Here is a 13,647-nt window from a genome sequence, read left to right on the forward strand (position 1 = left end):
GCCATGGGCTTCACATCAGTTGAGCTTTAATCTTCTTCGAACTGAGGACCGGCGTAATTATCAAAGCGAGAATAGTGGCCTTGGAAGGTCAGCCTTACTCGCCCAATCGGGCCGTTACGCTGCTTACCAATAATGATTTCAGCGGTACCTTTATCTTGTGAATCATCGTTATAAACTTCATCACGATAAATAAACATAATTAAATCAGCATCTTGCTCAATAGAACCTGATTCACGTAAATCCGAGTTAATCGGACGCTTATCGGCCCTTTGCTCCAAGGAGCGGTTAAGCTGCGACAGAGCGATAACGGGGATGTTCAGCTCTTTCGCCAAGGCTTTAAGTGAACGGGAAATTTCGGCGATTTCCAAGGTACGGTTATCTGATAATGACGGCACCTGCATCAACTGCAGGTAATCCACCATGATCATCGACAAGCCGCCGTATTCACGGGCAATACGTCTTGCCCGGCTGCGCACATCAGTTGGAGTTAATCCTGAGCCATCATCTATGTACATCTTGCCTTGTTCAAGCATGATCCCCATGGTCGATGACACTCGGGCCCAATCTTCATCATCCAGCTGACCGGTACGAATTTTGGTTTGATCCACTCGGCCCAATGAGGCTAGCATACGCATCATGATCTGTTCTGAGGGCATCTCAAGACTAAAAATAAGCACTGGCTTGTCTTCATTCATCGCCGCCTGTTCACACAAGTTCATCGCGAAGGTGGTTTTACCCATAGAAGGACGGGCTGCAACAATAATCAAGTCGCCGCCCTGAAAACCTGCGGTCATTTTATCTAAATCACCAAAGCCGCTGGATACCCCGGTAACACCGTTATGAGGGTTGTTATAGAGTTTTTCGATACGGTCGACGGTTTTTTCTAGAATGCTCTTAATGCCTTCAGGACCTTCGTTGGCATTAGTGCGTTTTTCAGCAATTTTAAAGACCTTGGTTTCGGCTAAATCTAGCAGCGCGCTAGAGTCGCGACCTTCAGGGTGATAACCCGCATCAGCAATTTCATGAGCCACGTGGATCATCTCACGTACTACAGCACGCTCACGTACAATCTCGGCGTAAGACACAATATTGCCAGCACTGGGAGTGTTTTTAGCGATTTCACCTAAGTAAGCAAAACCACCAGCGTCTTCGAGTTGATCTTCAATTTCAAGCTGCTCAGAAACGGTGATCAAATCTATCGGTTGGCCGGTTTCCACTAAGCGGTTCATGGCCGCAAAAATCATCCGGTGAGAACGGGAATAAAAATCCTCGCTAACCACGGCTTCGGTCACTCTGTCCCAAGCCTCAGCATCTAGCATCAAACCACCGAGTACTGACTGCTCAGCCTCAATAGAATGCGGCGGCAGTTTCAGTGCATCGATTTGTGCATCTCTTGGCTTATTTTTGGGCTTAAAAGCACCTTGCTGTGACATTCCTACTCCCAATTTACAACGACTAATAACAAAATATGGTATAACACTTGGGTCAAGCTTACCTTTTTAGGCAATGGCTATTTACGCTACATAAGCGAATGGCTAGCGCCAACCGTTTTTACGGACTACAGCTAATAACAATAAGGAATAAACATGCGTATTGCACTCGTTGCAGCCCTAGTGCTGTCCTCTGGTTTCGCCTACGGTGATGAAGGCCAGTGGCAACCCTATCAAATGCCTTCTATTGCTGAAAAACTCGAACAACGTGGCATAAAAATCCCAGCAAAACAATTGGCAGACTTGAGTCAATACCCAATGAACGCTGTGGTAAGCCTCGGCTATTGTACTGCCAGTTTTGTTTCCCCCCAAGGCCTAGTTGTGACAAATCATCACTGCGCCTACCGAGCGATACAATATAACAGTAAATCAGAGCACAACTACTTAGAAAATGGCTTTCTAGCCAAAACAAAAGCCGATGAGCCTTCGGCTGGCCCTAATGAGCGTTTATACATCACAGAAGCCGTGACCGATGTCACCACCCAAGTGATGGCAAATTTAAGCGAAGATCCATTAGCGCGCTATGAAGATATCCAAACCAACAGTAAAGCTTTGGTTAAAGATTGTGAAGCCGATGATAATTACCGCTGTGAAGTCAATAGCTTCCACAATGGCTTAGAATTTTATCTCACCAAACAGCTTATTATTCGTGACGTACGTTTAGTGTACGCGCCACCAGAAAGCGTTGGCGGCTATGGTGGCGACATAGATAACTATGAATATCCACGCCACTCAGGCGACTTCTCTTTCCTGCGGGCCTATGTAGGTAAAGACGGCAAGCCGGCCACCTATTCAAAGGACAACGTGCCTTTTACCCCTAAAAGCTTCGTGAAAGTCAACGCCGATGGCGTTAAAGCAGGCGACGGCGTATTTGTCGCCGGTTATCCTGGGTCAACCAGCCGCTACCGCATGACCAGCGAACTTAAATTCGCCAGCGATTGGCTCTACCCCACTTATGCAAGTCGCTATCAATTACAGATAGACACGATTAACGCCATGGGCGCTAAAAACCAAGATGTTGCCATCAAATACGCTGGCACTATGGCATCGATGGAAAACCGCATGAAGAAGCTTAATGGTCTATTAGATGGCTTTAAAGCGACTGATATTGTGGGAATTAAGCAGGCTCGTGAAAATGACTTCCTTACTTGGTTAAAGCAAGATAAAAGTGCCAACCAAGCCTTAGTCACTGAATTACAAAGCCTACTTAGCACTCAACATCAACAGCTTCAAGGCAGCTATTATTTTAGCAACGCCCAATCGAGCGCCTTATTAGATGCGGCAAAAAGCTTATACCGTTTAGCGAAAGAAAAGCAAAAGAGCGATGACAAACGCGAGCAAGGTTACCAAGAGCGTGACATGAAAATGTTTACCGCCAAGCTTGAGCGCATCGACAGCAGCTTCGAAGCCAGTGTCGATAAGGTGCTATGGCAACAAGACTTAAGTGCGTATTTAGCCCAGCCGTTAAAAGAAGCAGCACTTGATAAGGCCTTAGGGATCACATCCGCAGCCCAGCTTGACGCTAAACTTGCCAGCTTCTATCAGGCAACTGAGCTTAGCGACCAAGCCAAGCGTTTAGCCTGGATGAATGCCGACGTTGCAGCCTTTGAAGCCAGTAGCGATCCTTTTATCGCCCTTGCTGTGGCGCTATATGATGCCAATATGGCCCAAGAAAAAGCCGAGAAACGCTTAGAGGGTGAGTTATCCGTCGCCCGCCCTGCCTACATGAAAGCCGTTATCGCCTACAACCAAGCTAACAACTGGCCCGTGTACCCCGATGCCAACGGCACCTTAAGGATCACCTACGGTATGGTCGATGGTTATCAATCTAAAGACGCGCTTTACAAGCAACCCTTCACTCGCCTAGAAGGTATAGTGGCTAAGCATACCGGAGTTGAGCCATTTAACGCGCCAAGCAAATTAGTGGATGCCATTAACGCCAAACGCTATGGCAGTCATAAAGTCGACAGCCTGTACCCAGAGCCGGGCACATGGGTATGTCGGTTATTTTCATGTTTAGGCGCGCCAGAAAAGTTTGGCTCAGTGCCCGTTAACTTTTTATCAAGCGTTGACACCACAGGCGGTAATTCAGGTTCACCAGTCTTTAATGCTAAGGGTGACTTAGTGGGACTAAACTTTGATTCCACCTATGAAGCCATCACTAAAGATTGGTTCTTTAACCCCACCATCACCCGCGCCGTGCACGTGGATTTTCGCTACATTCTGTGGATGATGGATGAAGTGGACAATGCCGACAACTTAATCGCAGAGCTTGAATTAGTACGTAACTAATACATTTCCTGCTACTACTTAAGCCGCCAGCACTAACATGTAGGCGGCTTTTACTTGTTTAAAATCAATAACTAGACAGCTGGTTTGCGAAAAGCCAGTTGCTAAACTTTCTCTCAACTGATAAAAGATAGGCATCAATTAGAGGCTGTAACTAATTTTGTGTAACTTCTATTTATCGAAAATAGCATATTATGATGAACTGTTGTCCGCTCTACAGGTAAACATAAATAATGCAATCATCACAATAATTTTAGCAACCCAAGTCATCCACCTAACTTAACCAACTATAATCAAAGAGCAATAAGGCCACAACATTTACGATCAACTAACAAAATCACATTAGTTACCTAGCAATATCAGTGCTTTATCGCACATTAGTTTAAGGTTTTGCAGTTCTGCGGCCTCAACCCCAAGTTTACAGCGCATTTTTTCAGGAATAAGCCCAGCTGCGGTTTTAAGTGCCGCGCCTTGTTTGGTTAGGCTGATCACGCCGACTCTTTCATCAAGCCTGCTGCGCCCTCTGGACACTAAGCCTTTGAGCTCCAACCGTTTAAGCAGAGGCGTTAAAGTGCCTGAGTCCAAATGCAGCTGCTCACCTAAGATTTTCACGCTGACTCCATCTTGCTGCCACAGCACTAGCATGGCTAAATATTGTGGATAGGTCAGGGATAACTCGTCTAAAAATGGCCGGTAGGCACGCACCATGGCATTAGCGGCACTGTATAATGAAAAACACACTTGAGAATCAAGACTTGCTGGCATAGGCGCGAGCTCATCTGCTATGGCGATAGGGTTAATTACGGATTGGGGTTCCATAGGAAATCTTATTTAGATTGCACGCAAGATAAACAATAATAACAAACTCAAGCACTTTTGTAACACCAACTGGTCAGACATATTTTGGCTAAAGTTTATTCAATAGATGTCGATAAACGATAACCATTTACCTAATGAGAGCAAGATGGCAATTACACTCAGTAGCGACAGCATCCCAGTGAATCTAGAACATGGCAGTATTGGGGTAAAAGTCGCCCAAATAGCTAAGGAACAGCAAAGGGCTGAAGGAGAAATGGCACTGCAGCTAATTGAAGCCGCAATGCCTGCACCGGTTGGTAATTCAGGCCACAATATTAATACCACGGCGTAAAACGAGTAAAATATCCTGCAGCTAACAAAAATGCCTGTCTCTTTGAGAGTACAGGCATTTTTATGGATTGCATTTAACGCTAATGCTTAAGCCAAGCGCTAAGAGAACATAGTCTTGCGCGATTCATAAGTATTACACATGCCTTGAACGGCTGTTTCTTCATATTCACGCAGGCCGCTTAGCACTAAAGTCTTGGTGCCTGTACCAATGATTTTTCCTTCACTCAACAACTCAAAGGTTAAGCTAACATCGCCACGCTTGCCGTCTATCGCCAGTTCTTGTGAGGCTAAATGTAGGCTCATCTCACTGAAATCTAAGGTGTCTAAATGGAATGACATACTCTCGTAGATCACCAAGGGGCGATCGGGATTGATCATCACCTTATTGGCTTTCATCAAAGGAATTAATACATGAATGAAATTAAGCCCTGAAAAGGCCACGTAACTGCGAATAAAGGCTTCTTTTTGCACGTCACAGCCGTTCATTTCACCACTGCGAGTCACATTAAGGTAGGTCTTACCTCGAGTATCACAAAGACTAAATTCATTGCCAGTATTTGGATTTATCTCAAGCTCAACACCATCCCCTACCATGCCTGCAAATTTAAAGGTCATGTTCTGGCTTAAGCCGTATTGGGTCAAGATAAGTGCAAATAACAGATCCCCAGGAACACAGAAACGCTTTGCGCCTACATCATGAATAGGGTTGAAGTCTTGAGCAACCTGCTTAGCAAAGTCACTTGCTTGCTCGGAAGAAATAACCACTTTGCCGTTATTATTTGAAAAATAAGGAGATAAAAACATATTATTGGATTCTTCTGTAATTGACGCAACCATATACCAGGGTGCCAAACTCATTTTGGCGCAAGTTTATAGTAAAAGTTCAAAATAACTCACCCGATGACTTGAGCCCACAATAGGCTCAAGTGCATCAAAGGTCTACCTAGAAGCCACTGTCTTAGTTATTTTCCCAGTAACTGCTGCCACCAAGATAGCGGTTGACCACAATTAGCCGCAGGCTGGTAACTTTGGCTTAAAGCTGGCAAGGCTTGCACATCACCGCACTCAAGCTCCATTGCCACTCCCGTTCTGCGATCAAAAAAGCCTTGTACTACTCCGTCAACAGCTGGCATACGTAAGCTTAATGGTGGCCTTTGTGCTAAGAAAGCTTGATACACTGCCATAGCGCCACTGCTGCCATACAAATTGGTTTTACCGTTATCATCACGGCCAACCCAAATGGCGGCGACATTTCGTTCATCAAAACCGGCAAACCAAGAGTCGCGGCTGTCGTTACTGGTGCCGGTTTTTCCCGCCAAAGCAACCCCAGGAAACGCCTTACCAAGACGACTTGCTGTACCTGAACGCACCACCTGCTGCATGGCGTATTGCACTAAATAATCAGCTGCTGGCGACATCACTTGTACCGGACTCAGCTGAGTCACCTCTAAAGGCCGATTTTGGCTATCCAGCACCGCTGTAATTGTCGTTAGTGGGCGATAACGACCGCCATTAGCCAAGGTTTGATAAGCCTGAGCTACCATTAAAGGCGAGCCATTTATTGCACCTAATAACATAGATGGATAAGGGCTAATAGGTTCTGACCACCCTGCACTCGCTAAGGTTTGGGCCACATTATTCACCCCCACTTTGATGCCCACATTTACAGTCGGCACGTTCATTGACTGCTTAAAGGCTGTCATTAATGGCACTGAACCTGAGAATTTTTTATCCACGTTTTTAGGTGACCAAACCTTACCTTGCTCATTTTTCAAGCTGATGGGCTTATCATCAATTGGGGTCGCTAAGGTAAATTTATCCCCTTGGGTTAATGCTGTGGCATAGACAAAGGGTTTCACTAACGATCCTATCGGGCGGCGAATTTCAACCGCACGATTATAACCGCTAAAACCAGGCACTTTATCACCCACCATCGCCGCAATACCACCAGTGTACTTATCCGTAACTACCATACCCACTTGGACATTTTTAGTCCGCGATTCTAAAGACTTCATGGTCGACACTACCGCTTTTTCAGCCGCCTCTTGCGCCATAGGATCAAGGGTAGTGTAGACCTTAACCCCAGACTCTTTTAATAGCCCTGTGCCATAACGCTCCTTCAGCTCATTTTTAACCACAGCAAAGAAGGCAGGTAATTGCTGATGAGCCGAACGTTTTGGATCCCGAAGTGCTAAAGGTGAGCGCGCCGCAGCCTTGTACTGCGCCACAGTTAATTTATTGTCTTCCATCAGTAATCGCAGCACTAAATCACGGCGTTCTTGTGAGCGTTCTGGGTAACGCCATGGGTTGTAATAAGACGGCCCTTTAATCACGGCCACTAAAAATGCTTGCTGCGCTATGGTGAGCTCAGCCACTGGGCGGCCAAAATAAAACTGCGAGGCCAGCCCCATGCCGTGTACACCGCGAGACTTGTCTTGGCCCATGTAGACTTCATTCAAATAGGCTTCTAAAATTTCATCCTTGCTGTAGCGAAAATCTATAATAATCGCCATTAACGCTTCGCGTAGTTTACGCACTATGGAGCGCTCACTGCTTAAGAAAAAATTCTTCGCCAGCTGCTGCGTCAAGGTTGAGCCACCTTGTACTGTACGCCCGGCGCTTAAATTAACTAAAGCGGCTCGCGCTATGGCAAAGGGATTAACACCGTGATGATCATAAAAACTGCGATCCTCCACTAAGATCAGCGCATCAACAATCGCCTGTGGCATGGCTTTTGTGTCCACAAAGACTCTGTCTTCGCCATCTCCTGCAATAATTCTGTCCAGCAATACTGGCTCAAGATGGAACACCGCCAGCTCGCGTTTATCCGTCATGCGCCTAACGGAATTAATCCCGAAACTATCAAAACTTATCATCACTCGCTGCTCCGCTTGATCTCCTTCAGGATGCAGGAAGGGTCGGCGCCACAGTTCAATACGGGTGCTAGAGGCGGAAAACTCCCCCACTTGGCTAGGATTAGCGACTTTGCGATAGCCCAGCAGCTTAAGCTCGGCCATTAATTGTGGATGGTTCACCGCAGCGCCAGGATAGAGCGCCATGGAGCGACTGAACACTTGCGCTGGAAGGTGCCATTTTTGGCCTTCAAATTTACGGGCGATTATTTGATCTAAGTAAATAGAATAAAAGCTGCAAAAAGCCAGCACCACAAGACTTAACTTCCAGCCTAATGACCATAGGCGAGCTAACCAAGAAGTACCTGATTTACGCGATTTTTTTGATTTAGATTTCGATTTTGCTTTAGTCGTCATGGGGCTTCTTTAATTAATTCAAACCTGGCGTTTTTTTCTTAGTAAACTTGGTCGGCACAGTATTGATAGGATCGTCAGGCCATAAATGTTTTGGATAACGGCCGCGCATTTCTTTTTTCACTTCCACATAAGGGCCTTGCCAGAAACTGGCTAAGTCTGAGGTTAACGCCAAAGGTCGCTGGGCTGGTGATAACAAGGCCATAGTCACGGTTAATTTGCCATTAAATAAAACCGGGCTTTCGCTCAGGCCATAAGCTTCTTGTAACCGCACGCTTAAGCGCGCTTGAGCTTGAACCTCACCGCCTTCTTCTTGCTGGTAATGATAGCTAATGGGTGCGCGAGTCCCCGTTGCCATCGGCCAATGGCTCGGCGCAAGTTGATCCAATGTTTTATTTTGCTCCCAGCTAAGGCGCGAACACAAAAATGGCAATATATTAAGCTTGCTTAACTTAGTTAAGTTATTAATTTCAGTTAAATACGGCCCTAGCCAGCTTTCAAGTTCGGCTAACAATGCCTCATTACCCATACTTGGCCAATGATACTCAGGGGCAAAAAACTCGGCTAACTGTACGCGGTTTTGCAGTTCGATAACAGCAGCATCCACATTAACTAGGCTTAATCCTTTCTCGCGAATAAGCCCAATCAAGGCCGCCGCCCGCCCTTGGGCATCTGGCACTTGCCCAGCTTGGGTCTTTAGCACAATTTGCCCCAAGCGATGGCGAGTCTCACCAAAGAAGCGCCCTTTATCTTCATCCCAGCCGCAATGGGTTTCTTTGGTGACCAAATAGGCTAATTCATCATCGAATAAGCTCATATCAAGCTCGGCGGCAAGATAGACTCTTCCCGCTGTGCGGCCCTCATTTTCTTGAAAATCGGCGACCACAAGCCATGGACTCAAAGATAAAGGATCCGCGGCATCTAAGGTGACTCCAGTGCCGTTACTCAATAAAAATCCTTCTTTACCTCTGGCCTTTGCGATTCTATCGGGAAATGCCAGTGCTAATAGCAGGCTAATATCACTGTTGTTAGCATGGCGCACTGCCAGCTCTAAATTGCCACTCACCGAGAGTTTTCGCTGCCAATTGCGCGCTTGTTGCCCCATACTGCCTTGAGTTGCCAGGGCCAAATAGCCGCTGATGTCAGCGCCTTTTCTTGGCAAACCACGGGCTTCAACAATCCCTGCAAGCAGGCAAGCTAAATCAACTAAACTGCTGTTTTTAGAAGCGAGTGCTTTAGCCTTGAGTAACATGTGCCCAAGCCTTGGATGACAGCCCAAAGCATGAGCTGCTTGACCTAATACGGTGATTTTTTTAGTTTCATCCACTAGCTCAAGGCGTTGCAATAACTGCCAACTCAGTTGTTCATGCACAGCTGGCGGCTGGCTGAGTAATGGCAGCGACGAAAATGCATTAACGCCCCAAGCCGCAGACTCAAGCGCCATCGAAACTAACTCTGCGGTGGCAATTTCTGCATCATCAGCCGTTAGCCATCGCCCTTGTTCTTCCTGGCTCCAAAGCCGTATCCCTAAACCTTGAGCCACACGGCCCGCACGGCCGCTTCGCTGTATCGCAGATGCTTGACTGATGCGTTTCAATCCAAGGCGAGTGACGCCGGTTCTCGGATTAAAACTGGCGCCGCGTTTATAACCGCTGTCGACCACCATGGTGATATCACTAATGGTTAAACTGGATTCAGCCACATTGGTCGCCAATACGACTTTGCGAACCCCAGCCTTGGCAGGTGCAATCGCCTTATCTTGCTCTGAGGCTGATAACTCACCATAAAGAGGGCAAATCAAGAACTGACTGGGGTCGAGCCGCAGTGATAACAGGCTACTTAGACGCTGAATTTCGCCCTTACCAGGCAAAAAGGCCAGTAAGCCACCTTGCAATACTTGCTCACCTGATGATTCGGTATTGGTGAGTAACTCAACAATGACTCGGCCCATATGATCGAGCCACTGCTGTTGACTGGGGACGGGGCGATATTCAATATCTACCTTAAAGCTGCGCCCAAGACTTATAAGCTTCGCCGCCTCTGGCATTAAGCTTTCTAAAGGTAAGCCAGATAAGGTCGCCGACATGGCAATCAAGCGTAAATCATCCCGTAAAGATGCTTGAACTTCTAAGGCCAAGGCTAAGCCCAAATCTGTGGTTAAGTGGCGTTCGTGGATTTCATCAAAAATAATCACATCAATACCCGTGAGTTCCGGGTCGTCCTGGATCATTCGCGTCAATATGCCTTCGGTGACGATTTCAAGGCGGGTGTCACGGCTGACTTTGCTTTCGCCTCGCACCCTAAACCCGACCGTATGACCCACTGGCTGGTTAAGCTGCTTGGCAATAAACTGCGCCACGCTGCGGGTGGCGACTCGCCTTGGCTCCAACATCAAAATCCGGCCAGTAATTTCAGGCCAGCTGAGCATCTCCAAAGGCAGCGCCGTGGATTTACCCGCGCCAGTGGGCGCCTCTATGATGATTTGCCTATGGCTTGCGAGTTGCTGTCTAAGCTCAGGAAATAAGTCTGCTATGGGTAATGACGACAAGGAAACAACTTCTTAAATGAAAACTGGCTCAAGTGTACTGACCTCAAAGGTCACAGGCAAGCAAGGTTAAAGATTCCGAATTGAGACTAACTATTCTGGGCCAAGGCTAAATGTCAGCGCCGCAATAAAAAGACGCGTCAGAAATTAACCAAGGTGTGCGCTGGCCGCTAGTTAGGCTAGACAATTTTTGCGGTTTATTAATCGCGTAGCCTTGAGCATAATCAACGCCTAAGCTTTTCAGTAGGTAGCCAATATCAACATTTTCAACAAATTCGGCGATGACTTCAAACTCCATCTCTTTACCCAGTTGGCAAATAGCCGCGACTATGGCTTTATCGCCCTTGTCTTGACAGACGTTCACCACAAACTGACCATCAATTTTAACAAAATCCACATCTAAGCACTTAAGGTAAGCAAAGCTTGAGAAACCTGAGCCAAAATCATCTAATGCCAACTTACACCCTAAAGGCTGCAAAAAATCAATCAAGGCGGTGGCTTGATCTAACTGACTCACGGCGGCAGTTTCTGTGATTTCAAAACAGAGTTTATCCACCAGCTCTGGCTCAACCATAAGCCGCATCTCAAGCCAGCTCATAAACTTTTGATCGCCCAATGACAGTGCCGACAGGTTGATAGACACCATGGCTAATTGCTGCCATATCTCAAGGTTAGCTGCGCCCCATTTAAGCAAATGTTCAATAACCCAGCGATCGATACGTGAGGCCAAGTTGTAACGCTCGGCGGCAGGAAGAAACACAGCAGGCGAAACATAAGTGCCATCTTTTTGCACCATCCGCAGCAGTACCTCCATGTGTAGGCCCGTTTCTGACTTTTCTAGAGGTTCAATCAACTGGTAAAACAATTCAAACTCATTGAGCGCCAAGGCGCCGATAATATCCACAGAAGCCAGCATCTGGTTGTACAATTTACTTATCTGCGGATCATCTTCATTGTAAAAATGCCACTGATTACGGCCTTCTTCTTTGGCTAAACGGCAAGATGCATCGATTTGACTTAACACGCTATAAATATCGCCAGCATTTTTATCGAGCTTGGCCAAGCCCATACTAACGCTGACATTATGCTTCACCTTGCGCCACTGGAACTCATGCTCTGACAACTGGTGGCAAATACGTTTTGCCACCATAGTGGCGGACTCTTGGCTTGCTGAGTACATTAAAATACCGAACTCATCGCCACCAAGGCGGGCAACCACATCACCTTTACGCAGTAATAGCTTTAGGCGCTTTGCCACTTGACATAGCAATTCATCACCAGCTTGATGGCCGCTGATGTCATTAATAACCTGAAATTGATCTAAATCTAGGAAAGCAACGCAAGCATCTGAGCTGTCATTATCTTGCAAGGCCTCACTCAGCAGCAGCTCAAATTGCACCCTATTAGGCAAGCCTGTCAGCACATCATGATTAGAGTGAAACGATAGCTGGTCGGCTAAGCGATAGCGCTCAGTGATATCTTCAGCCAACATCAGCAATTGGCCTTTTTCATCCAATGCATGACAAAAACTGAGCTTAAACCAAGTCCGCAGCCCCGAAATGAGTAACGGGACCTCACACCATGCTTGCCTTAATAAGCCTTCCCTAACAATGTGCAGGGTATCATGGAGCATAGGGTGGTCATCCACCTCCAAAAGTGTAAATACACTCGCGGCCAGCTCCAAAGATAGGCAATTTTTAGCAACGTGATTCTGACGAGTAACCCGGTTGTCGTTATCGATGAGTGCACAAGGGATAGGTAGCTGCTGGAATAATTCCTGGTATTGGCGGTCTTTCTTGGCAATGGAAAAACTTAATGCTTGCAACTCAAGGGATGAAGCCAAATGGTAGGCATGCTTATCTAATACTAAGGCCAAAGACTTATGGGTAATGACCCCAAGCACTAGCCAAGTATCGCCAACTTTACATGGCTGGCTCATGGCTAAACTGTATTCTGTTAATGATCTCAGTGCCTCAAGGGCTTGCTGCGGCAGTATGCTAGCACCAAGGGCATTATCGACATTGGAAAACTGCTGCTGTGTAAACACAGAATCCAAATAAGCACTGTCGTCAAGCAACGCACTTATGAGGTTATTAATGCCACTGTAGACACGGTGTTCAGCGATGTCAGTATTTTGAAGCTTGCTATCAAGCCAGCGCACTTGTTGCGGAAGTAAGCCCCCAAGAGCTTGATAGTCTTTTACATGATGGAAGGCGACAAAGGCGGCGTCACAATTGAGTTGTGAGCAAATACTGACAAGTTCATTACGCGTTAATTGCCCATAGGCCTCTAACTGACTTTGAGAGGACAAATCGATTTGTTGTGTATTTAATCGTGCGAGAGCCCAATCTTCCATCGATTTAACAAGATTTCCTTAACAACAGCATGGCAGATAAAAACAGCACAAAAAAGCGCTGAGATAAGCAAAAGTCGACCCCTAAAGCTGCAGACTAAAATATAAGCGGTTATATCGCTTAACATTGTTATTCGTTTAGCCGTTGCTGACGTTACAGTAGCAAGATAAAGATGGCTAGTTTTTTTAGCATTTACCGTGATTTTCAACGGCCTTTATCCCATAAAATATGGCAAGATAACAACACACTGATTAAATATCGAACTGCGTTAGCAACTAGAACGATTGACATTGAATAAGCACTTAACCCGAGTTGTGGTTAAAGGATTGAGGTTTAAAAGCTGAGGTTTAAAAGTAATAAGGGTTTGCACTTATGAATTCACACAAGCTGCATTCGAATGAGTTTAAGCGATTATTCTTAGGGTTTGCCATTCCCGCACATTAGTTTGTTTCGTAAGGTGACCAATGTTAATCAATACCAAGCTGAGCCCATTCACACAGAGCTACAAATTAACTTAGCCCCACAGCAGTTGCACTTATATGGATCTTGTTCGC

At 46.3% G+C, this 13,647-nt stretch carries 8 protein-coding genes; 2 read left to right on the forward strand and 6 right to left on the reverse strand.

Annotation, left to right across the window (positions count from 1 at the left end):
* Nucleotides 1–26 precede the first annotated feature (26 nt).
* Nucleotides 27–1,433, reverse strand: coding sequence for a replicative DNA helicase (dnaB, locus tag H5073_RS02600; RefSeq protein ID WP_182676680.1), 1,407 nt, complete (start codon nucleotides 1,431–1,433; stop codon nucleotides 27–29).
* A 153-nt stretch (nucleotides 1,434–1,586) separates the two neighbouring features.
* Here dnaB and H5073_RS02605 point away from each other — a divergent pair, with 153 nt between their 5' ends.
* Nucleotides 1,587–3,782: a S46 family peptidase gene (locus tag H5073_RS02605; protein ID WP_182676682.1), complete on the forward strand. Its 2,196-nt coding sequence runs from the start codon at nucleotides 1,587–1,589 to the stop codon at nucleotides 3,780–3,782.
* Nucleotides 3,783–4,121: 339 nt separating this feature from the next.
* Here the strand turns inward: H5073_RS02605 and H5073_RS02610 are convergent, their stop codons facing one another.
* Nucleotides 4,122–4,544 carry a MarR family winged helix-turn-helix transcriptional regulator gene (locus tag H5073_RS02610; RefSeq protein ID WP_259394802.1) on the reverse strand — a complete coding sequence of 141 codons (423 nt, stop codon included), beginning with the start codon at nucleotides 4,542–4,544 and terminating at the stop codon, nucleotides 4,122–4,124.
* Nucleotides 4,545–4,743: 199 nt separating this feature from the next.
* Between H5073_RS02610 and H5073_RS02615 the strand changes: the two genes are divergently transcribed.
* On the forward strand, nucleotides 4,744–4,929 hold the full coding sequence (locus H5073_RS02615) for a cytoplasmic protein (protein ID WP_182676686.1): 186 nt from the start codon (nucleotides 4,744–4,746) through the stop codon (nucleotides 4,927–4,929).
* A gap of 98 nt (nucleotides 4,930–5,027) precedes the next feature.
* On the opposite strand, the gene H5073_RS02620 is transcribed toward H5073_RS02615, so the two are convergent.
* The 4 genes from H5073_RS02620 to H5073_RS02635 all read right to left on the reverse strand — a co-directional run bounded on the left by H5073_RS02620 (nucleotide 5,028) and on the right by H5073_RS02635 (nucleotide 13,095).
* Nucleotides 5,028–5,732, reverse strand: a complete 705-nt coding sequence (locus H5073_RS02620; RefSeq protein ID WP_182676688.1) for a DUF3581 domain-containing protein — start codon at nucleotides 5,730–5,732, stop codon at nucleotides 5,028–5,030.
* Nucleotides 5,733–5,890: 158 nt separating this feature from the next.
* Nucleotides 5,891–8,197 (reverse strand): penicillin-binding protein 1B, encoded by a 2,307-nt coding sequence (gene mrcB, locus H5073_RS02625; protein ID WP_182676690.1) that lies wholly within the window; start codon nucleotides 8,195–8,197, stop codon nucleotides 5,891–5,893.
* Nucleotides 8,198–8,210: 13 nt separating this feature from the next.
* Nucleotides 8,211–10,742, reverse strand: a complete 2,532-nt coding sequence (gene hrpB, locus H5073_RS02630; RefSeq protein WP_182676692.1) for an ATP-dependent helicase HrpB — start codon at nucleotides 10,740–10,742, stop codon at nucleotides 8,211–8,213.
* Nucleotides 10,743–10,848: 106 nt separating this feature from the next.
* Complete coding sequence (locus tag H5073_RS02635; RefSeq protein ID WP_182676694.1) at nucleotides 10,849–13,095, reverse strand: bifunctional diguanylate cyclase/phosphodiesterase; 2,247 nt, start codon at nucleotides 13,093–13,095, stop codon at nucleotides 10,849–10,851.
* Between the last annotated feature and the right edge of the window lie 552 nt (nucleotides 13,096–13,647).

The sequence above is a fragment of the Shewanella sp. SR44-3 genome (assembly GCF_014163735.1).
Taxonomy (GTDB): domain Bacteria; phylum Pseudomonadota; class Gammaproteobacteria; order Enterobacterales; family Shewanellaceae; genus Shewanella.